The sequence below is a fragment of the Ruegeria sp. AF1 genome (genome assembly GCF_056542125.1).
Genome location: NZ_JBQFZG010000008.1, coordinates 16,975 through 36,494 on the forward strand (window position 1 = coordinate 16,975; position 19,520 = coordinate 36,494).

General features: G+C 57.6%; 19 protein-coding genes. 16 read left to right on the forward strand and 3 right to left on the reverse strand.

Going from position 1 to position 19,520, the window contains the following annotated elements:
- Window positions 1-24: 24 nt before the first annotated feature.
- From hutI to ACR0BK_RS12515, 13 genes are all read left to right on the forward strand, one after another.
- Complete coding sequence (gene hutI, locus ACR0BK_RS12455) at window positions 25-1,233, forward strand: imidazolonepropionase (protein WP_480554867.1); 1,209 nt, start codon at window positions 25-27, stop codon at window positions 1,231-1,233.
- Complete coding sequence (hutH, locus tag ACR0BK_RS12460; protein ID WP_480554868.1) at window positions 1,230-2,768, forward strand: histidine ammonia-lyase; 1,539 nt, start codon at window positions 1,230-1,232, stop codon at window positions 2,766-2,768. The genes hutI and hutH overlap by 4 nt, the downstream gene beginning before the upstream one ends.
- The gene (hutG, locus tag ACR0BK_RS12465; RefSeq protein ID WP_480554869.1) at window positions 2,765-3,559 is read left to right on the forward strand and encodes an N-formylglutamate deformylase; all 795 of its coding nucleotides are present in this window, start codon (window positions 2,765-2,767) and stop codon (window positions 3,557-3,559) included. The genes hutH and hutG overlap by 4 nt, the downstream gene beginning before the upstream one ends.
- Window positions 3,556-5,238: a urocanate hydratase gene (hutU, locus tag ACR0BK_RS12470; RefSeq protein WP_480554870.1), complete on the forward strand. Its 1,683-nt coding sequence runs from the start codon at window positions 3,556-3,558 to the stop codon at window positions 5,236-5,238. The genes hutG and hutU overlap by 4 nt, the downstream gene beginning before the upstream one ends.
- Before the next feature lie 142 nt (window positions 5,239-5,380).
- Window positions 5,381-6,430: a quinolinate synthase NadA gene (nadA, locus tag ACR0BK_RS12475; RefSeq protein ID WP_480554871.1), complete on the forward strand. Its 1,050-nt coding sequence runs from the start codon at window positions 5,381-5,383 to the stop codon at window positions 6,428-6,430.
- A 6-nt stretch (window positions 6,431-6,436) separates the two neighbouring features.
- Complete coding sequence (locus ACR0BK_RS12480) at window positions 6,437-8,005, forward strand: L-aspartate oxidase (RefSeq protein ID WP_480554873.1); 1,569 nt, start codon at window positions 6,437-6,439, stop codon at window positions 8,003-8,005.
- Window positions 8,002-8,850 (forward strand): carboxylating nicotinate-nucleotide diphosphorylase, encoded by an 849-nt coding sequence (gene nadC, locus ACR0BK_RS12485; protein WP_480554874.1) that lies wholly within the window; start codon window positions 8,002-8,004, stop codon window positions 8,848-8,850. The genes ACR0BK_RS12480 and nadC overlap by 4 nt, the downstream gene beginning before the upstream one ends.
- 114 nt (window positions 8,851-8,964) lie before the next feature.
- Window positions 8,965-9,945 carry a biotin synthase BioB gene (gene bioB, locus ACR0BK_RS12490; RefSeq protein ID WP_209507670.1) on the forward strand — a complete coding sequence of 327 codons (981 nt, stop codon included), beginning with the start codon at window positions 8,965-8,967 and terminating at the stop codon, window positions 9,943-9,945.
- Window positions 9,942-11,075, forward strand: a complete 1,134-nt coding sequence (locus ACR0BK_RS12495) for an 8-amino-7-oxononanoate synthase (protein WP_480519792.1) — start codon at window positions 9,942-9,944, stop codon at window positions 11,073-11,075. Before bioB ends, ACR0BK_RS12495 begins: the two co-directional genes overlap by 4 nt.
- The gene (bioD, locus tag ACR0BK_RS12500) at window positions 11,072-11,692 is read left to right on the forward strand and encodes a dethiobiotin synthase (protein ID WP_480519794.1); all 621 of its coding nucleotides are present in this window, start codon (window positions 11,072-11,074) and stop codon (window positions 11,690-11,692) included. Before ACR0BK_RS12495 ends, bioD begins: the two co-directional genes overlap by 4 nt.
- Window positions 11,689-12,975, forward strand: coding sequence for an adenosylmethionine--8-amino-7-oxononanoate transaminase (gene bioA, locus ACR0BK_RS12505; RefSeq protein ID WP_480554876.1), 1,287 nt, complete (start codon window positions 11,689-11,691; stop codon window positions 12,973-12,975). Before bioD ends, bioA begins: the two co-directional genes overlap by 4 nt.
- Window positions 12,972-13,592 carry a pimeloyl-ACP methyl esterase BioG family protein gene (locus ACR0BK_RS12510; protein ID WP_480554877.1) on the forward strand — a complete coding sequence of 207 codons (621 nt, stop codon included), beginning with the start codon at window positions 12,972-12,974 and terminating at the stop codon, window positions 13,590-13,592. Before bioA ends, ACR0BK_RS12510 begins: the two co-directional genes overlap by 4 nt.
- The gene (locus tag ACR0BK_RS12515; protein WP_480554878.1) at window positions 13,589-14,341 is read left to right on the forward strand and encodes a methyltransferase domain-containing protein; all 753 of its coding nucleotides are present in this window, start codon (window positions 13,589-13,591) and stop codon (window positions 14,339-14,341) included. The genes ACR0BK_RS12510 and ACR0BK_RS12515 overlap by 4 nt, the downstream gene beginning before the upstream one ends.
- Before the next feature lie 126 nt (window positions 14,342-14,467).
- On the opposite strand, the gene ACR0BK_RS12520 is transcribed toward ACR0BK_RS12515, so the two are convergent.
- The 3 genes from ACR0BK_RS12520 to ACR0BK_RS12530 are packed head-to-tail and all read right to left on the reverse strand — an operon-like array spanning window position 14,468 to window position 16,751.
- Window positions 14,468-15,394, reverse strand: a complete 927-nt coding sequence (locus tag ACR0BK_RS12520) for a carbohydrate kinase family protein (RefSeq protein ID WP_480554880.1) — start codon at window positions 15,392-15,394, stop codon at window positions 14,468-14,470.
- Between the two features lie 39 nt (window positions 15,395-15,433).
- Window positions 15,434-16,483: a glucokinase gene (locus tag ACR0BK_RS12525; RefSeq protein WP_480492861.1), complete on the reverse strand. Its 1,050-nt coding sequence runs from the start codon at window positions 16,481-16,483 to the stop codon at window positions 15,434-15,436.
- 31 nt (window positions 16,484-16,514) lie between these two features.
- Complete coding sequence (locus ACR0BK_RS12530; RefSeq protein ID WP_480554882.1) at window positions 16,515-16,751, reverse strand: family 1 glycosylhydrolase; 237 nt, start codon at window positions 16,749-16,751, stop codon at window positions 16,515-16,517.
- A 171-nt stretch (window positions 16,752-16,922) separates the two neighbouring features.
- Here ACR0BK_RS12530 and ACR0BK_RS12535 point away from each other — a divergent pair, with 171 nt between their 5' ends.
- From ACR0BK_RS12535 to ACR0BK_RS12545, 3 genes are read left to right on the forward strand one after another with little or no spacing between them, the layout of a single operon-like run.
- Window positions 16,923-17,672 carry a sugar phosphate isomerase/epimerase family protein gene (locus ACR0BK_RS12535; RefSeq protein ID WP_480519808.1) on the forward strand — a complete coding sequence of 250 codons (750 nt, stop codon included), beginning with the start codon at window positions 16,923-16,925 and terminating at the stop codon, window positions 17,670-17,672.
- Window positions 17,672-18,718 (forward strand): LacI family transcriptional regulator, encoded by a 1,047-nt coding sequence (locus ACR0BK_RS12540; RefSeq protein WP_480494227.1) that lies wholly within the window; start codon window positions 17,672-17,674, stop codon window positions 18,716-18,718. Before ACR0BK_RS12535 ends, ACR0BK_RS12540 begins: the two co-directional genes overlap by 1 nt.
- A gap of 22 nt (window positions 18,719-18,740) precedes the next feature.
- A complete protein-coding gene (locus tag ACR0BK_RS12545; protein WP_480483651.1) occupies window positions 18,741-19,490 on the forward strand; it encodes a basic amino acid ABC transporter substrate-binding protein in 750 nt (249 codons plus the stop codon).
- The last annotated feature ends 30 nt before the right edge of the window (window positions 19,491-19,520 follow it).

The following is a 19,520-nucleotide window of genomic DNA, read 5'->3' on the forward strand; positions in this document are numbered from 1 at the left end:
GAATTGCACCGAAGAGGGATTCGAATGCAAACCCACGATCATCTGTTCACAGATCTGCACGCCGCTACAATGGTTGGTGCGGATGCATACGGATTGATCGAAGACGCGGCGATTGTCGTGCGTGGCGACCGGATTTCATGGGTAGGTCCGAAGACGCAGTTACCGGAAGAATACGCGACGTTCTCTCAAACCTCGCTGGACGGGCGGCTGGTGACGCCGGCTCTGATCGATTGCCATACCCATGTGGTGCATGGCGGCGACCGCGCGGCTGAGTTCGAGATGCGCCTTAACGGTGCCAGCTATGAAGAGGTGGCCCGCGCAGGCGGAGGGATCATTTCGACCGTGAAAGCCACACGTGCGGCCAGTAAAGAGGATTTGATCGCGCAGGCTCTGCCGCGCGTGGACGCGATGATCGCCGAAGGGGTCTCGGTGATCGAAGTCAAATCGGGCTATGGGCTGGATCAAGAAACTGAGTTGACCATGCTGCGCGCCGCGCGGGCCCTGCAGGAAAGCCGCCCGGTGCGCATAGCGACCAGCTTTCTGGGCGCTCATGCTGTACCCGCCGAGTATAAAGACCGGCCCGAGGCGTACATTGCTGAGATTTGCATTCCGACGCTTCGCGCGGCTCATGCCGAGGGTTTGGTAGACGCAGTTGACGCATTTTGCGAAGGGATTGCCTTCCTGCCCGACCAACTGGTGCCACTGTTTGACGTTGCCAAGGAACTAGGACTGCCGGTCAAGTTGCATGCCGAACAACTGTCCAACCTGGGTGGCGCGAAACTTGCTGCAAGCTATGGCGCGCTTTCTGCCGACCATATCGAGTATTTGGACGAAAGCGGTGTTAAAGCCATAGAAGCGGCAGGAACGGTGGCCGTGATCCTGCCTGGGGCTTTCTACACCCTGCGCGAGACGCAACAACCGCCTGTTGACCTGTTGCGCATGTACGAAGTGCCAATGGCCCTTGCGACCGACTGCAACCCGGGTTCGGCTCCGATGACATCGCTTTTGCTTGCAATGAACATGGGGTGCACCTTGTTTCGAATGACACCTGAGGAAGCTTTGAAAGGTGTCACTGTGAATGCCGCGCGTGCACTGGGCCTGAGAGACTGCGGCAGGATCTTTCAGGGCCTGCGGGCGGATCTGGCCGTCTGGAATGTCACCCACCCGGCCGAGCTAGCCTACCGCATCGGTTTTAATCCCCTTCACGCCCGCATATTCGGAGGCGCATTTTGACCACTCTGACGTTAACTCCCGGTGCTGTATCTCTGGCGCAGCTGGAACAGGTATTCCGCCAGGAATGCGCCGTTCGGCTGGACCCGGTTTGCAGGCCTGCCATAGCCTCGGCGCACGCTCGCATTATTGAGGCGGCGACTGGCCAAGCCGCCGTTTACGGGGTTAATACGGGTTTTGGAAAACTGGCAAGCGTCAAGATCGCGGCCGAGGATACCGCGACGCTGCAACGCAACCTGATCTTGTCCCATTGCTGTGGCGTTGGACCAGCGATCCCGCGTGCTGTTGCGCGGCTCATGATGGCGCTCAAACTGCTCAGCCTCGGACGTGGCGCGTCGGGTGTGCGGTTGGAGCTGATTGACCTGCTGGAAGCGATGCTTGTCGCAGGCGTGACACCGGTGATCCCGGCACAGGGGTCTGTTGGTGCTTCGGGCGATCTGGCACCACTGTCGCACATGGCAGCCGTCATGATGGGCGAGGGTGAAGCTGAGTTTGGCGGTACAGCCATGCCTGGCGGCGACGCACTGGCAGCGGCAGGTTTGACCCCGGTCGAACTTGGCCCCAAGGAAGGGTTGGCACTGATCAACGGCACTCAGTTTTCCACGGCGTTTGCGCTGGCGGGGCTTTTCGGCGCGTGGCGGGCGGCGCAAAGCGCTTTGGTCACTTCAGCCCTGACAACGGATGCGATCATGGGGTCTACCGCGCCTTTGCAACCCGAAATTCACGCCTTGCGTGGTCACCGAGGCCAGATCGAAGCGGGCGCAACCATGCGCGCGCTACTGGCTGGGTCGGTCATTCGCGAGAGCCACCGGGACGGTGATACGCGGGTTCAGGACCCGTACTGCATCCGCTGCCAACCGCAGGTTGTTGGCGCCGCGATGGATGTGCTGCGTCAGGCTTCAGTAACCCTGGAAACCGAGGCCAACGCCGCCACCGATAACCCTCTGGTTCTGGCCGAGGCCGGGTTGATCGTATCAGGCGGAAACTTTCATGCAGAACCGGTCGGATTTGCCGCCGACATGATTGCTCTGGCAGTGGCCGAGATCGGGGCGATTGCGCAGCGGCGTATCGCGCTGATCGTCGATCCGGTACTCAGCTTTGATTTGCCTCCCTTTTTGACACCCAACCCCGGATTGAATTCTGGCCTGATGATTGCCGAAGTCACGACAGCCGCGCTGATGAGCGAAAACAAGCATCTGGCCAATCCTTGCGTCACAGATTCAACACCAACTTCGGCCAATCAGGAGGATCACGTGTCAATGGCCGCCCATGGTGCGCGGCGGCTGGGGCAAATGGTGACCAATCTGGAGCGTATCCTTGGGGTCGAGTTGCTGTGTGCAACGCAAGGGGTTGAATATCGCGCGCCGCTGCCAACCAGTGAAAGCCTTCAAGGTGTCATGGCGCGCCTGCGTTCGGTTGTACCGGCGTTAGAAGATGACAGATACATGGCAAATGACATAGAAGCAGCCTCGGCCCTTATTGCAAGCGGTGAGATTGCCGAAAGCACCGGTGTCGCCATGCCGGAGCTTGGCGCATGACTGATCCGGTCGAGGTAGTTCGGGGTGGTAGTCCAATTGTTTTGGGCCTGCCTCACACGGGCACTTATGTGCCTGCGGCGATTGATGCCAAACTGAATGCTCGGGGTCGGGCGCTGACAGATACGGATTGGCACATCCACATGCTCTACGACGGGCTTTTGCCCGGTGCTACCACGGTGCGGGCCACCTTTCATCGCTATGTGATCGATGCCAATCGTGACCCAGGCGGTACTTCTCTTTACCCTGGCCAAAACACGACGACCTTGGTGCCGCTTACGGATTTCGACGGGCAGGATATCTGGGACATCCTTCCAACTGAAAAAGATACCATTGAACGACGTGACGCATTTCATGCGCCATATCATGCCGCTTTGCTGGCCGAACTGGAGAGGGTGAAGGCGATCCACGGAATCGCTGTGCTGTATGATTGCCACTCAATCCGCAGTCACATTCCTTTTCTGTTCGACGGCGTTTTGCCCGACATGAACATTGGAACAAATAACGGGATGACCTGTGCACCGGAAATCGAAACAATTGCACATGAATTCGCCTCTTCATCCCCTTTCAGCACCGTTTTGAACGGGCGCTTCAAAGGCGGGTGGACGACACGGCACTACGGACGCCCGGATAACGGTATTCACGCGATCCAGATGGAGTTGGCGCAGTCGACCTACCTGACATCAGAAACGCCACCCTGGACTTTTGACACCGCCAAAGCCACCCGTCTCCGGCGTTGGTTGAAAGACATTCTAGACGTCCTCAATGACACAGCATTGGAGCTTGCCCGATGACCGATCCTCGCAAAAACACCCGTGACATCTTTCCACCCACCGGACCTGAACTGAACGCCAAAAGCTGGATGACCGAAGCGCCGTTGCGGATGATGATGAATAACCTGCATCCTGACGTGGCCGAAAACCCGCATGAGCTGGTGGTCTATGGCGGGATTGGCCGCGCGGCACGGACGTGGAAGGATTTTGACACCATCGTTGCCAGCCTGAAAGATCTGGAAGAGGATGAAACTCTGGTCGTCCAGTCCGGCAAGCCGGTTGCCATTGTTCGCACCCATAGCGATGCACCCCGCGTATTGATTGCAAACTCGAACCTTGTGCCGCACTGGGCCAATTGGGACCACTTCAACGAGCTCGATAAGAAAGGTCTGATGATGTACGGCCAGATGACCGCTGGCTCGTGGATCTATATTGGTACACAGGGCATCGTGCAGGGCACTTATGAAACCTTTGCCGAGGCCGGGCGTCAGCATTATGGCGGTGACCTGACAGGTAAGTGGATCCTGACCGGGGGGCTGGGTGGAATGGGCGGCGCGCAGCCTCTGGCCGCTGTCTTTGCAGGGGCTTGTTGTCTGGCCGTGGAATGCAACCCGGACAGCATCGACTTTCGCTTGCGCACTAAATATCTGGACGAGAAAGCCGAGACGCTGGATGAAGCGCTGGCATTGATTGATCGCTGGACTAAGGCGGGCGAAGCGAAATCTGTTGGTCTGTTGGGAAATGCCGCTGAAATCTTCCCGGAAATTTACGCTCGGATGCAAGCTGGCGGGATGCGCCCCGATATTGTCACGGATCAGACCAGTGCCCACGATCCGGTAAATGGCTACCTGCCGCTTGGTTGGACCATGGCGCAATGGAAAGACAAGCGCGAAAGTGACCCGAAGGCGGTCGAAAAGGCTGCACGTGCTTCGATGAAGCAGCACGTCGCTGCAATGGTGGACTTCTGGAACGCGGGCGTGCCGACGTTGGATTACGGTAACAACATCCGACAGGTTGCGCAGGATGAAGGGTTGGAGAACGCCTTTGCCTTCCCCGGCTTCGTGCCCGCCTATATTCGCCCGCTGTTTTGTCGGGGTATCGGACCCTTCCGCTGGTGTGCGTTGTCCGGTGCCCCTGAAGATATCTACAAGACCGACGCCAAGATGAAGGAACTGTTCCCCGACAATACCCATCTGCACAACTGGTTGGACATGGCGCAGGAGCGTATTGCGTTTCAGGGCTTGCCAGCGCGGATCTGCTGGATCGGGCTGGGAGATCGCCACAAGGCTGGGCTGGCGTTCAACGAGATGGTTAGAAACGGCGAATTGAAAGCTCCGGTCGTCATCGGCCGAGACCATCTCGACAGTGGCTCTGTTGCCTCACCCAACCGCGAGACCGAGGCGATGAAGGACGGTTCGGATGCTGTTTCGGACTGGCCGCTGCTGAACGCGCTTGTCAATACGGCGTCGGGTGCGACCTGGGTTTCGCTGCATCATGGTGGCGGGGTTGGTATGGGCTTCAGCCAGCATGCGGGCGTCGTCATCTGTGCAGACGGAACAGATGCCGCGGCAAAGCGATTGGAACGGGTGCTCTGGAATGATCCCGCGTCAGGTGTCTGGCGTCACGCGGACGCAGGGTACGAGGACGCGAAAGCCTGCGCGCGTGAACATGGGCTGCGATTGCCGGGCATTTTGGGCTGACTACCACGCCAACCTTTGTTTTGTCGGTTTGCCTTAGCGCTAACGTCACATTTTCCGGTTTCGAACCGGTACTGTTTCGGCTAGGGCTAAGCCGTTCAGCAGCCCCGAGGGGTTGAAGGCAACTGACAAAGGTGGCTACCCGTTGCTCGATATTGCACATGTCCGCTCGGTGATTTCGGACGTTTATGACCTTGCCCCATCGGCCTCTCTGGCCAATGAGATGAAAGACACGTTTGCCCGCATGGATCGCGTGGTCAGCCCACCAGATTGGGCGATCTACGCGCCTTACGTGCGGGCCATCAATACGCTCAAGAAAGAACGTAACGCCGTGATCCTTGGGCACAATTACATGACGCCCGAGATTTTTCACGGTGTGTCCGATTTCGTTGGGGACAGTTTGCAGCTTGCGATCAAGGCCAGTGAGGTCGAAGAAGATGTGATCGTTCAGGCCGGTGTTCATTTCATGGCCGAGACATCAAAGATCCTCAGCCCTCAGAAGACTGTTCTGATGCCCGACATGGATGCCGGTTGTTCGTTGGCAGAATCGATCACCGCTGAGGGAATCGATGAAATGCGCGCCAAGTACCCCGGCGCGCCGGTTGTGTCCTATGTAAACACCACTGCCGAGGTCAAAGCAGCTTCGGATATCTGCTGCACCTCTTCGAACGCGCTTCAGATCGTGAACGCCATGGAAAGTGATACGGTCATCATGACACCGGATCAGTATCTGGCGCAAAATGTTGCCAATCAAAGCCACAAGAACGTGGTGTATTGGCCTGGCTCTTGCATCGTGCACGAACAATACACGGCACAGGACCTGCGCGACTTCCGCGAATGGAACCCGGGAACACGGCTGATTGCGCATCCTGAATGCCCGCCGGATGTGGTGGCCGAGGCAGACTATTCCGGTTCGACCAGCGGCATCATCAAATACGTGCATGATGAAAAGCCGAAAAAGGCGATGCTGATCACCGAGTGTTCGATGGCATCCAACATTGCCGATGAATTGCCCGAGGTCGAATTTGTAGGGCCATGCAACATGTGCCCGTATATGAAGAAAATCACGCTTGAAAAGATCCTCTTCGCCCTGCACACGATGGAAGGGCAGGTCGAGGTCGCCGAAGATGTGGCTGAAAAGGCGCGCAAATCCGTTCAGGCGATGATTGATCTGTCCCGCAAGCTCGGCATTTGATCTGAAATGACCAAAGTCACCACGGATCGCGTCATTATTGTGGGGGCTGGCATCGGTGCGCTTTATGCAGCATTGAAGCTCGCGCCGCGACCAGTGGTTGTAATCTCACCGGATGCTTTGGGTGAAGGTGCAAGTTCCTCATGGGCGCAAGGCGGTGTGGCCGCAGCAATGGATTTGTCGGACAGCCCGGAAAGCCACAGCCTGGACACCGTAATGGCTGGCGCTGGCATAGTCGTTCCGGCTGTTGCCGATCTGGTCACGCGCGAGGCGCGTCAATATATCCTCGACCTGACGACATTGGGCACGCCATTCGATCGCACCAAGGATGGCAGTTATGTGTTGTCACGCGAAGCGGCGCATAGCTTCGCGCGTGTCGTACGGGTGAAAGGGGATCAGGCAGGTAGTGAAATCATGGCTGCCCTGATCGAACGGGTGCATGAAACGTCCTCGGTTCAGGTGTTGGAAGGTGTCCTTGCCACGGCGCTGGACGTATCCAACGGTCGGGTGACTGGTGTCACGGTTCAGGACGCATCAGAAACGGGGTCCGAGCCCGTTACGCTCTGCGGGCCTGCTGTGTTGCTTGCCGGGGGTGGCTCTGGCGGGTTGTATGCCTTGACGACCAACCCGGCGCGCATTCGCGGGCAGGTCATCGGGATGGCCGCGCGTGCTGGTGCACTTATTGCTGACGCCGAATTCGTTCAGTTTCATCCGACGGCAATGGATGTTGGCGAAGATCCGGCACCGCTGGCAACCGAAGCGTTGCGCGGCGAAGGGGCAACCCTGATCAACAATAAGGGTGAGCGGTTCATGTTATCCGTTCATCCGGACGCAGAACTCGCCCCGCGAGACGTCGTCGCGCGTGCAATTTTTGCCGAAGTGCAGGCAGGTAACCGACCCAAGCTGGACACCCGCACCGCATTGGGCTCGAAGATAACGGACCTGTTCCCGGCAGTTGCTGAATACTGCGCGCGCAATGGCGTCGACCCGGTCAACGAACCGATTCCGGTCGCACCGGCAGCGCATTATCACATGGGCGGTATTGCCACCGACACTGACGGTCGCGCGACACTTGACGGGCTTTGGGTCTGCGGCGAGGCATCTTCGACAGGCCTTCACGGTGCCAACCGGTTGGCCTCGAACGGGTTGCTTGAGGCGCTTGTCTTTGCACGCATCTGCGCCGAAAGTATCGGGGCATCCGTTCCGGTGGTGTCAAATGCCGACCCCGTTGCATTGCAGTTTGTTCAGGTAATGTCCCCGGACACAACAAAATCTATCCAGGAGTTGCGCGAAACCATGACGCGCGACGTGGGCGTTGTCCGGGACCGGGCGGGCCTAATCCGTGCTCTGCAAACTATAGCGCAGTTGGAGGCGCAGCACGATGCCTGCCCGTCATTTCGCAACATGTGTGCAACCGCGACCTTGATCGCTGCCGCAGCCTTGCAGCGCGAAGAAAGCCGCGGTGCGCACAAGCGATCCGACTTTCCAAAAGCCAATGATGGGCCCGGAGAGCGGTCCCGGATGTATTTGTCCGAAGCAATGAGCATTCGGGCCAAAGCCTGCGAGGAACTGTCATGACATATGCAATCCTGCCGGATCTGATTCTGGAACCCGTGGTCCGCGCTGCGCTGATGGAGGATCTGGGAAGCTACGGTGATGTGACAACCCGCGCCGTGATCTCACAGGAAACAACCTATACAGCCAGCCTGAACGCACGCGAAAACGCTGTCGTGTCGGGGATGCAAGTTGCTGCAATCGCGTTCCGGCTTGTGGATCCGTCGCTTGAGGTTGACGTGCGGCTCAAGGATGGTTCGCGTTGCGCACGCGGTGATACGCTGATGACCATCAAGGGCTCTGCCGCATCGATCCTGTCCGGCGAACGTGTCGCTCTGAACTTTGCCGGTCGCCTGACGGGTATTGCCACAATGACAGCCGCATTTGTGGAGCAGACCAACGGCACAACAGCCCGTATGACCTGTACACGCAAGACAACGCCAGGTCTGCGCATCGTGGAAAAACAGGCCGTGCTGCACGGTGGCGGTTTCAACCACCGCTATTCCTTGTCAGATGCGATCCTGATCAAGGACAACCACATTGCTGCGGCAGGCGGCATCCGTAAGGTTCTTGAAGCCGCTAAGGCAAAGGTCAGTCACATGATGGCGGTCGAGATTGAGGTTGATCGACTGGACCAGCTTGCCGAAGTGCTGGACGTTGGCGGGGCTTCGGTTGTTTTACTGGACAACATGGACAATGACATGCTGCGCGAAGCGGTTGCCATGGTGGGTGGGCGGTTGAAGACCGAAGCCAGCGGCAACGTGACCTTGGAACGGGTCGCATCGATCGCGGCGACAGGGGTGGATTACATCTCGTCCGGTGCCTTGACGCATTCTGCCCGCACCGTCGATCTGGGGCTCGATTTCTGAAGGCGCGGCATTTCCGCTTGATTTAAGATCGTTTGCGCCAACACAGTTGCGTATTAAAGTTTTATCGATAATAAATCCACAGCAACGCAAGCTGCAAAGAGTTTTATAGATAAAATGATCATCCCACACTCCGGCTGGACCCGTAAAACTGCGCAAGCTATTCACGATCTTCCGCTGATGGATCTTTTGTTTCGTGCGCAGACCGTGCATCGCGAAAACTTTGATCCGAACCAGATCCAGACCTCGAAGCTATTGTCGATCAAGACTGGTGGCTGCGCCGAGGATTGCGCCTATTGCTCGCAATCAGCCCGCAATGGATCAACCTTGCCCGCATCGAAGCTGATCGAGGTTCAGCGCGTTCTGACCGAGGCCAAGAAAGCCCGCGATGGTGGCGCGACCCGGTTCTGCATGGGGGCGGCGTGGCGCGAGCCAAAGGCGCGTGACATGGATGCGCTGGTCGCGATGGTCGAGGGCGTCAAGGAACTGGGCATGGAAACCTGCATGACGCTGGGTATGCTCGACGACACCCAGGTGGTTCAGCTGCGCGACGCCGGTTTGGACTATTACAATCACAACATTGACACCTCGGAACGCTATTACTCCGAAGTCATCACCACCCGTACTTTTGCGGATCGGATTGACACGATGAACCGGGTACAGGAAGCCGGGATCAAGGTTTGCTCGGGTGGCATTCTGGGGATGGGTGAACATACTGGCGACCGTATCGACATGTTGCTGACATTGGCCAACATGACGCCTCCACCTGACTCGGTGCCGATCAATATGTTGATGCCGCAGGCTGATACCCCGCTTGCCGACGCCGAGCCGATTGACCCGATCGACTTTGTGCGGATCATTGCAACGGCCCGCATTCTGATGCCCAAGTCCTATGTGCGGCTTTCTGCCGGGCGCAGCGACATGAGTGACGAGATGCAGGCGATGTGCTTTTTCGCCGGTGCCAACTCGATCTTTGTTGGCGAAACGCTTTTGACAGCAGAAAACCCCGAAGAAGACACCGACGCGGTCCTGTTTGCGAAACTTGGTCTTCAGGCCGAAAAAGCCGAAACGCGAAACTGCACGGAAGCTGCCGAATGAAAGCAGTCAACCGACTGGAATCGATGCTTGATGCGCTTCAAGCCCGGCACCGCCGCCGGGCCTTGATCCCGACGCAAGGGCTGGATTTCGCGTCGAATGACTATCTGGGTCTTGCCGGTTCTCAAGTGTTACAACGTGCGGCGCATGATGCGTTGTCGCGGGGTGTGCCTGTAGGTTCGGGAGGTTCGCGTCTGTTGCGGGGCAACCACCCTGAACATGAAGCGCTGGAGCGGGAAGCGGCCGCATTCTTTGGAGCTGAGGCCGCGCTGTTCATGGGAGGCGGGTTTCAGGCCAATCAGGCGATCTTCTCCACGTTGCCAGCGGCTGAGGATTTGGTCCTATACGACGCCCTGGTTCACGCGAGCGCCCATGAAGGCATGCGGTCCAGCCGTGCAGACCTGCGTGCCTTCCGCCACAATGACGTTGCGGATGCACGCAACGTATTGCGCGACTGGCAATCTACAGGCGGTTCGGGTCAGGTCTGGATTGCCGTCGAAAGCGTGTATTCCATGGAAGGTGACCTGGCGCCGCTGGAAGACCTGTCCGTACTTGCGCGCGAAGCTGATGCGGTTTTGGTTGTTGATGAGGCCCACGCAACCGGCGTTTTCGGAGAGCGAGGCAGGGGTCTCGCGCATGACCTGAACGCTGATCTGCTGACATTGCATACCTGCGGTAAAGGGCTTGGTGTCTCAGGCGGGCTGATCTGCGGTCCGCGCGTGATGATTGATACCCTGATCAACCGCGCTCGTCCCTTCATCTTTGCGACCGCTCCGTCGCCTTTGAACGCTTCTCTGGTTCGTGCTGCGCTACGGGAACTGGCCGAGGATGTCAGCCTGATTGAAGGCGCGCATGAACGTATGCGCCATGCCCATGACGCCGCACGGCAACTGGGGTTGCCCGCAGCCGCGTTGAACAGCCAGATCATCCCGGTTGTACTGGGAGATGACGAGCGCACAATGGCGATGGCGGCCACTTTGCAGCAGCAGGGTTTTGACGTTCGGGGCATCCGCCCGCCCACTGTCCCAAAAGGCACATCCCGTTTGCGCGTCTCGATTACCGGAAATGTCACCCTTCAGGATATCTCGACCCTGTTTTCAACCATCGCAATCTGTCAGTCGGAGGCCGCATGAGCGCGCTGATCGTTACCGGAACCGACACAGGTGTTGGAAAAACCGTGTTTTCGGCTGGTCTGGCGGCAGCTTTGCAGGCCCGGTACTGGAAGCCTGTTCAGTCTGGTCTTGAGGATGCTACGGACACTGAAACCGTCAGCGCGCTGAGCGGTGCCGAGGTCCTGCCCGAAGCGTACCGGCTGAACATGCCCGCTTCACCGCATCTGTCTGCCGAAGACATGGGTATTGAGATTGACCTCTCGCGTCTTGAAATTCCGAAAGTGGACGGGCCTCTTGTTGTCGAAGGCGCAGGGGGCCTTATGGTGCCGCTGAACCGCCAGTCGTTCTTTCTGGACCTGATTGCCGGATGGCAGGCTCCGGTTGTTCTTGTTGCGCGCACCGCCTTGGGAACGATCAACCACACCACATTGTCTCTGATGGCGCTTCGGGCTGTTGGCTGCGAGGTAGTCGGCGTCGCATTCGTGGGTGACCCCGTGCCGGACGTGGAGCAAACCATCGTCGAGATGTGTAAAGTGCATCATCTGGGACGCCTGCCATTTCTGAGCGACCTGACACCGCAGAGCCTGAACAGTGCATTTTCGGCAATTGATGTGGCGACCATTCGGAGGTTCCTGTGACCCCGTTGGAATTTGATGCGCGCCATCTGTGGCACCCTTATACACATGTGCTTGAACCTGGCCCGATGCACCTGATTACCGGGGCAGAAGGTGTCTGGCTGACGCGTGCTGATGGCGTCAGAATGATCGACGCAATGTCGTCCTGGTGGTGTACGGTGCATGGGCACAGGCACCCGGCCATCATCGATGCGATGCAAAAGCAGCTGAATACACTGCCGCATGTGATGTTTGGCGGTCTGACCCACGAACCCGCCGTGGAACTTGGCCGCAGGTTGGTCGACCTTCTGCCAGATGGCCTGGATCGCATTTTCTACAGCGACAGCGGCTCGGTCGCGATCGAAGTCGCGTTGAAGATGGCAGTCCAGTACCAGATTGCCAAAGACCGGGGCGAACGGTCTGAATTTGCCACGATCCGTGGTGGCTATCATGGCGACACATGGAAGGCGATGAGCGTTTGTGATCCCGTCAACGGGATGCATGGCCTGTTTCGCGGTGCGTTGTCGATCCAGCACTTTCTGCCACGCCCTCACATTCAATTTGGCGATGTGTGGCTCGACGATCCTTCCGAGAACGGGTTGGAGGCGCTGGAGGCGCTGCTGCACGACAAAGGGAACAGAATAGCCGCACTGATCCTTGAACCGGTGGTGCAGGGCGCAGGTGGGATGTATTTCTATCACCCCGCCTGGTTACGTGGGGCGCGTGGCTTGTGTGATGCGCATGACGTTTTGCTGATCTTCGATGAGATCGCGACCGGATTCGGACGCAGTGGCGAGATGTTTGCAATGGATCACTCCGGGGTGGTTCCGGATATCCTGTGTCTTGGCAAGGCGCTGACCGGTGGGCATATCACCTTGGCCGCCACTATCGCGACTGAGGCCGTCGCTCGCGGGATCGGTGAAAGTGAGGCCGGAGTTTTGATGCACGGTCCCACCTACATGGCCAACCCTCTGGCTTGTTCGGCAGGGGTGGCGAGCCTCGACCAGTTGCAACAGCGAAACTGGAAGCAGGAAGTTGCATCAATCTCGCAGCAGATGAAGGCCGAACTCGCGCCCGCACGCAATTTGCCCGGTGTTACAGATGTGCGCGTGCTCGGCGCAATTGGCGTCATCGAGATGGATGAGCGGGTCGACCCCTCCATCGCACATGGGTTGGCTACGGAAACCGGTGTGTGGTTGCGCCCGTTTGCTCGCAATATTTATTGCATGCCTCCCTATGTTATTTCACCTGACGAACTGAGCAGGGTAACGTCCGCGATGCTTGCTCTGGCTGGGGGGCAGAAATGAAAAGCCGTTGGCTGGCGCAATCAGATGACAGTACTCTGACCCTTGTGTTTGGTGGATGGGCACTGGGCGATGCTCCGTTCCGGGGTCTTACGGGGGGCGGAAATACTCTGTTGGTGGAAGGCTACATCAGTCTCGATGATCCCCTGCCTGATCTCGCCCGTTTCGATCACATTGATATGCTGGCCTTTTCCTTCGGTGTCTCGTCGGCTGCGCATTGGCTGGCGTGCTCGGGCTTTCGTCCCGACCGATTGATCGCCATCAGCGGCACTTTGCACCCTGCGTGCCCGGAACGTGGTATTGCGCCCGACATGATCAAGGCAACAGCGGCTCAGCTTTCCGAGCGCAGCTTCGCCAAGTTCTGCCGCCGTGCAGGTTTGCCAAGTGAGCCCCCGGAACTCGATATAGTCGCGGCGAAGCAAGAGCTTTTTTCCGTGATCCAGCGCGGGCCTGCCCCTGATCCGGGTTTTGACAGGGTGTGGATACCCACAAACGACCGGATCATTCCGACTACGGCCCAAGAAGCCGCATGGGCCTCAACCTCGGCCCGCGTCGAGCGTGTGGCGGCGCCGCACGTACCATTCCTACCGGAGCAAAGTTGGGCGAGTTGGGTATCATGACAGCGCAACTGGCAGACAGGGTGCAGCGGAGCTTTAGCAGAAGCTTTCAAACCTACCACGACACAGCAAGTCAACAAGCCTGGGTCGCAGGCAAGCTGGTGTCTGAACTGCGTCGTGCCGGAGCTCCGGACCGCTTTGAAACTGTCTTCGAGCTGGGATGTGGCACAGGGCATCTGACCCGTCTGATGCGACAAAGCTTTCACCTGCCAAACTTCATATTGAACGACATCGCACCACAGGCTCAGGCAACAGCGGATGCGGAAAAGGCCACGTTCATTGCCGGTGATGCGCGTGAAGTTCACTGGCCCTCCCGGATTGATCTGATCGTCTCGGCTTCGATGATCCAATGGATGGAAAGCCCGTTGCAATTGCTTCACAGAGCGATGGACGCGCTGGAGCCCGGCGGATGGTTGGCGGTTTCGGGTTTTGGCCCTCAGCAATATCGAGAGCTTAGCGCGATCGGATCAGCTGCGCGTGCACCGGGTCTTACTACTCCGGCTGCTCTTGCCGCTGCTGTCGACGGCCCGATGCAGAAATTGGCCGTTGGTGAAAGCCTGAGGCGAACCTACTTCGATACGCCTCGCGAGGTTCTTAGGTATTTGCGAAGAACAGGTGTAAACGGCAGGGCGCAAGGAACATGGACCAAGTCCACGCTGGCTCGGTTCGAAAACGTATACGCTAAGGAGTTCGGCACGGATCGCGGGGTCTCGCTGACATATCATCCCGTGTGGATCATTGCCCGGAAGTGATAGATACTTTTCTGCCGTGGCCTAACGTAATTTGTGAGCCTGCCAGGCGGTCGCAAACTCCGCAGCCACGGCCCTCGGACTTGATGCGATTGTCACCAGTTCGATTTTTCGGGTTTTTGCCGACAATCAAATCTCATGTGCCCAGGGAGGTTCTGCCCCGGCGCGTGATACTGTTACTGCGGCAACAGTTGCACCCAACGCCATGGCCGCCCGCAAGCTTTCGGAGGTCAGATTGCGCAGCCCCTGCTTTGTCAAATTCCCGGCGCGGCTGAGTTCAGTCAGAACACCAGCGTTAAACGTGTCGCCCGCGCCGATTGTGTCGACAACCTGAACAGGTTTCACAGGAACCGAAACCTTGGAACCGTCGGCCAGGTACCCATTCGCTCCGTCGCCACCCCTGGTCACGATGAGGGCTGACGGACCGGTCTGCAACAAAAGAGACGCTTTGGCGGCCTCGGGCTCGGCTCCCGGGATGATCCAGTCAAGATCTTCGTCTGAAACCTTCACAATATCGGACTGCGCAATCATGCGGTTCAGACGGGTCCGATACCGGGTCTGGTCCTTGATGAATCCCGGTCGGATATTCGGGTCCAACATCACTGCGCGATCCCCTCCGTGGCGATTCAGAAGTGAAGCATAGGCATCCGCGCAGGGTTCACACGCCAGACTGATACCCCCAAGATACAGGGCGGACACGGCTGTTAGCTGCTCCGGCATGTCCTCGGGTTGCAGCATTCGTCCGGCGGTGTTTTCATCGACAAAGCTGTAAGTGGCGTGACCGTCTTTTAGCTGTACGAAGGCAAGGGTCGTGGGGCGGTCAGAGACAATCACATGTGACGTGTCAACATGGCTTGAATTCAGCGCCTTTGTAATTTGTCGGCCAAACATGTCAGACGACACGCCGGTTAGCATTCCGACGGAAACACCCAGACGACCGACTGCGACCGCCGTGTTCAATATCGCCCCACCTGTGTGCGGTACAAATCCTTGTTCGCCCGACACTGTCGGCTCGGAAATCATGTCGATCAGGGCTTCACCACAGCACAGGATCATTTCGTAGTCCTTTTCAGAGTATTTTGTCAGGGAGACTTGTTATCGCATCAAAGCGTTCTTGCAGAAATTGTTCGCCCCGATGATGCCGAACTCTGCTTGCTCGGAGACATACAGGTTCAACGAGCGGCGCAGCTCGCTGAAACGGCCACCGCCGTTGAACGCTTCCCGGAACTCTTCGCCGAATAACCAGCGATTCTTTTCCGCGACGCCGCCAACAAGAAACACTCCGCCCGAAGGCATCAGTGTGACAGCCATGTCGCCCATCAAAGCCCCCAGATGGGTGTTGAACATCCGAGCGGCTTGTACCGCGATGGGGTCAGAACGGTCGCGGGCATCGAGCAGAATGTCTTTCGCCGAGCGCGTTGGTGTCTGTATATGGCCTGCCGCCAGCCCGATCGCCTGATATAGGATAGGCAAGCCCGTACCGCTCAGGAACATCTCAGCTTCCAGTGCGAGGCTGTCACCAAAAAAACACTCAGGCGCAATGCTGCGGGCTGCTTCAAAGATGTCAACTTCGTCGCGGTGACGCGGATACAGACCCACATGCCCACCTTCTCCGGAGACTGTGTGATAGTGGCCCTCGGAAAACAGCAACGCTCCCACGCCAAGCCCGGTGCCAGGACCCACCACCAATCGCGTGCCTGCGGGCGGTGTCGCGTGACCTTGCAAGACGGCAACATCTTTCTGGGTTACTTCTGCCACCGACCACGCGGCAGCGGTGAAATCATTGATTACAAACGTATGACTGGCGCCGGTGGCTTTTGCCAATTCGGCCTCGGACAGGTCCAGATTGGCATTTGTCAGCCGAATCGTGCCATTCCGGACAGGGCCTGCACCCGCCGCCACGACCGCCTGTGGATTTGTTCCGATTTCATCCCGAAGCGCGTGAAACGCTTCCAGCAGATCTTCCAGTGTCCCCGTTGGGCGCTTGCGCAGGGCTGTCAGCTCTCCGTTCGTAACCACGCCCAGCCGCGTGTTGGTGCCCCCTATGTCAGCAACCAGATTCCAATGCTCATGCACCGCACCGAATGGTTGCGCTAACGGCTGAGAGACGTTCTGACCCCCGGAATGGGCAGACTTTAGCGCCATGAAAGACGCTTTGGGTGTTCTCTCAAGCGTTTCAAAATTCACGTTCACCAGTCCAAACCTTTTTCCACATTCGAAGGCCCATTCGCATTTGTCGCAGTAGTGACCAAACAAAACAGCCCTTTACCGGAACATTTTTTTCAAAAGCGTCCCTTACGGCAGCCAGGTGTCGGTCGAGATAATCCATGCGATTATCATTCTGAAGACGTTCTGCGCGCGCCATACCGTTTTTGGTGATACAGATTGGTGGCTCGCTCGTATAGCCCTTCATTGTTCGGATCAGAAATCGGTTGCGGGAAATGGCTCGATTTCCCACCCCATCTGGGTTTTAGGCAAAGGCTCGGAGCCTTATTCAAAGCTGGCGTACGGATCGAATCAATACGGCGCTTGACAAGGATACAGCTCGTAATTCACCATATTTGAAACGTTTCAAAGGTGAGGGATGCGAGTTTCTGCCCAACTCTACACAGTGCGGCAATGCGGTGATCTTGCAGATCAGCTGCAATTGGTTGCGGCCTGCGGTTTTTCAGATGTCGAAACCACTGGCTTGCACGGCCTGACCCCAGCTCAGATGGCGGGCACTATTTACGGGTCAGGCCTTAATGTTCGGTCTGCACATTTTGATTGGGAAGAGTTCGAAGGGCGATTTTCGGATATCGTCGAAGTATTAAACCTAATGGAATGCCGGGTGGCTGTCATGCCTTGGCTGGCGCCCCAGGTGCGGCCCGACACTGCCGAGGGATGGAGGGTGGTGTCGGGCCAGTTGTCCAAATGGGCAAATCAGCTGACAGATCATGATATCAGCCTGGCGTATCACAATCACGATTTTGATCTTAGCGGTGAGGCTGGTGACACACCTCTTGACCTGATCCTTGCCGGCGGAGATGTCTTTTGGCAACCAGATATCGGTTGGCTGGTTGCGGCTGGTCTGGATCCGGCGGACGCGATCCGCCGCCACGCCAATCGAATCCTGTCCGTGCATGCAAAGGATATCGACCCAGCAGGCGGAACAGGTGACGCGCGCTGGCGCGATTTGGGCGAAGGCGTAGTTGACTGGAACGCAACCCTGCGTGCGCTTGCCTCGACCAACTGCACGGACCTGTTTGTCGAACATGACGAAACCGATGATCACGTGCGCACCCTGCAAACGGGTCGGTCATTTTTGACGGAACAATTGGCAGGGTTTGGGTGATGGCGCGGGCGACGATAAAATCGATTGCCAGAAGTACTGGGTATTCCGTTGGCACAGTCTCGAATGCTTTGCGGGATTCCGTATCGGTGAAACGGGAAACCCGGGAAGAGATTCAGAAAGTTGCGTCGGATCTGGGATACCGGGTGAATCTGGATGGCCTGAAGCTGCGCACCAATAAATCCTATAGAATCGGGGTCATGGTCAGTGTTTCGAACGATGCTGCGGAAGAGTGGGAAGGTGTAGAGTTTACGCGTATTCTGGCCGGAATATCCAATGCGCTAATAGGAACGCGCTATCAGTTGAGCGTATTCAGCACATGTGATGGCGAGGCTGCGGTGCAGACGTTGAAGTCCATCGTGCAGGAAGGGCAGGCTGATGGCGTGATCTTTTCCGGCACGCGTGTTCATGATGAACGCGTCGCGTATCTGCAGGGGCAGGGCTTTCCTTTTGTCACATACGGCATGAGCGACAGCCCCCAACCGCATCCTTATGTGGATCTCGACAGTCAGGCAGCGGCTTATGATGCCACCGCCAGGCTGCTTGGGCTGGGGCATCGCCGCATCGCTTTGATAAACCCGCCGGATGACCTGATCTATGCGCAGCAACGCCGCAGGGGTTATGCTGATGCGCTGTCAGAATGCGGTGTGGAGTTCGACCCGACACTGGTTCCCACCGGCCCGACCACCGCGGAATCCGGTCAGCAGAAATTTGCTACGCTTATGGAGTTGCCGAAACCGCCGAGCGCCATCATCTGCGCTAATGAGGCCATAACCCTTGGGGCGCTGTCAGCTGCCGATAAAGCCGGAGTGCAGGTTGGAAGGGACGTTGTGGTCATCTCGAACGACGACTTGAAGCTCAGCCAGTATTTTGTACCGCCACCCAGCACTTATTACTTGCCGATTGCTGAAACAAGCCGTCTGCTGGGTGAGTTCATGTTGAAAGCTTTGGACGGGGTCGATCCGTCCGAGATTCAGAAAAAGATCAGGGCCTCATTGATCGAGCGGCAACCTGACACCCCGGCGCCCGATGCGGCGCAAACCACCTGATCCAACAAAGGAGTACCTGAAAATGTTTAAAAACCTACTTGCCGCTGCAACACTCACAACACTGATGGCTCCAGCGGCCTTTGCTGCCGACCTGGAAGGTCGTGTTCTGAAAATCGGAACCGATGCGACATACCCACCGATGGAAACCGTGGATGAAACAACCGGTGAGATCGTGGGCTTTGACGTCGATGTGATGAATGCAATCTGCGCGAAGGTCAATTGCGTCCCCAATTTCGTAAACACCGCCTGGGATGGTATCTTTGCGGCCCTTCAGCAGGGTGAGTTCGATCTGGTTATCTCGGGCGTGTCGATCACACCGGAACGCGAAGAAACCATGGACTTTTCCGAGCCTTACATCGTTGTCAGCCAGGCCATTCTGTTGCAGGTCGATAATGCTGACATGACACTTGAGGATTTCAAAGCCGGTGGCCAGAAACTGGCCGCGCAAACTGCGACGACCAACGCCCAATTGGCGGAAGAGCTTGTTGGGCGCGAGAATGTCAGCCTTTACGACAACTTCTCGGCCGCCATTCTGGCGCTTCAGAACGCGGACGTGCAGGGCGTGATCATCGATGGCACATCGGCAGCGGCCTATGAACAGGAATTTGCGGGCGAGTTGACTGTTGGCATCACAGGCTTGCAATCCGATCCATTGGGTATCGTGTTTCAAGAAGGCGATCCGACGGTGGATGCGATTAACGCCGGTCTGAAAGCCATTCAGGAGGATGGAACGCTGGACGAACTGACAGCCAAATACTGGGGCACCAATTGATCCATTAGCGCCCTTCCGGTCCGGCGGCCA

Excerpts from the sequence above, each read along its gene's own strand:
- ACR0BK_RS12515 (WP_480554878.1), top strand. The coding sequence starts at position 13,589 with ATGACAGCGCAACTGGCAGACAGGGTGCAGCGGAGCTTTAGCAGAAGC.
- ACR0BK_RS12520 (WP_480554880.1), bottom strand. The coding sequence starts at position 15,394 with ATGATCCTGTGCTGTGGTGAAGCCCTGATCGACATGATTTCCGAGCCG.
- ACR0BK_RS12545 (WP_480483651.1), top strand. The coding sequence starts at position 18,741 with ATGTTTAAAAACCTACTTGCCGCTGCAACACTCACAACACTGATGGCT.
- bioD (WP_480519794.1), top strand. The coding sequence starts at position 11,072 with ATGAGCGCGCTGATCGTTACCGGAACCGACACAGGTGTTGGAAAAACC.
- nadC (WP_480554874.1), top strand. The coding sequence starts at position 8,002 with ATGACATATGCAATCCTGCCGGATCTGATTCTGGAACCCGTGGTCCGC.
- ACR0BK_RS12535 (WP_480519808.1), top strand. The coding sequence starts at position 16,923 with ATGCGAGTTTCTGCCCAACTCTACACAGTGCGGCAATGCGGTGATCTT.
- hutU (WP_480554870.1), top strand. The coding sequence starts at position 3,556 with ATGACCGATCCTCGCAAAAACACCCGTGACATCTTTCCACCCACCGGA.
- ACR0BK_RS12540 (WP_480494227.1), top strand. The coding sequence starts at position 17,672 with ATGGCGCGGGCGACGATAAAATCGATTGCCAGAAGTACTGGGTATTCC.
- bioB (WP_209507670.1), top strand. The coding sequence starts at position 8,965 with ATGATCATCCCACACTCCGGCTGGACCCGTAAAACTGCGCAAGCTATT.
- ACR0BK_RS12525 (WP_480492861.1), bottom strand. The coding sequence starts at position 16,483 with ATGGCGCTAAAGTCTGCCCATTCCGGGGGTCAGAACGTCTCTCAGCCG.
- ACR0BK_RS12530 (WP_480554882.1), bottom strand. The coding sequence starts at position 16,751 with ATGAAGGGCTATACGAGCGAGCCACCAATCTGTATCACCAAAAACGGT.
- hutG (WP_480554869.1), top strand. The coding sequence starts at position 2,765 with ATGACTGATCCGGTCGAGGTAGTTCGGGGTGGTAGTCCAATTGTTTTG.
- ACR0BK_RS12510 (WP_480554877.1), top strand. The coding sequence starts at position 12,972 with ATGAAAAGCCGTTGGCTGGCGCAATCAGATGACAGTACTCTGACCCTT.
- ACR0BK_RS12480 (WP_480554873.1), top strand. The coding sequence starts at position 6,437 with ATGACCAAAGTCACCACGGATCGCGTCATTATTGTGGGGGCTGGCATC.
- ACR0BK_RS12495 (WP_480519792.1), top strand. The coding sequence starts at position 9,942 with ATGAAAGCAGTCAACCGACTGGAATCGATGCTTGATGCGCTTCAAGCC.
- hutI (WP_480554867.1), top strand. The coding sequence starts at position 25 with ATGCAAACCCACGATCATCTGTTCACAGATCTGCACGCCGCTACAATG.